The 275-nt window shown below is 58.9% G+C and carries 1 protein-coding gene; it reads right to left on the bottom strand.

Going from position 1 to position 275, the window contains the following annotated elements; genetic code table 11:
* Positions 1-95 precede the first annotated feature (95 nt).
* Positions 96-275: hypothetical protein (locus tag RMT89_RS42860; RefSeq protein WP_315889171.1), on the bottom strand; the 180-nt coding region annotated here is incomplete at its 5' end.

The following is a 275-nucleotide window of genomic DNA, read 5'->3' on the forward strand; positions in this document are numbered from 1 at the left end:
GGTCCGCTCATCGCGGCTGACCGGACCAGTCTGCCTAACTGAGTACTTCCCAGCTCGTAGGATCGGTTGGGCTGTTGCAAAACCAGTAGCAGCGATCATTTCCCGGAATCGAGCAGCCTAGCGATCACGGGGAAATAGGCATCGCCCATCCCGCCTTCGATCGCTTCCTCGAAGATCGAGCGAATGAGCGCAGCGCCACGCATATTGACGCCAGTCTGCTTGCCGAGCTCAAGCGCGTAGCCCAGATCCTTCATCGCGTATTCGGTCGAGAACGC

It is taken from the genome of Streptomyces sp. P17, assembly GCF_032436805.1.
GTDB lineage: Bacteria > Actinomycetota > Actinomycetes > Streptomycetales > Streptomycetaceae > Streptomyces.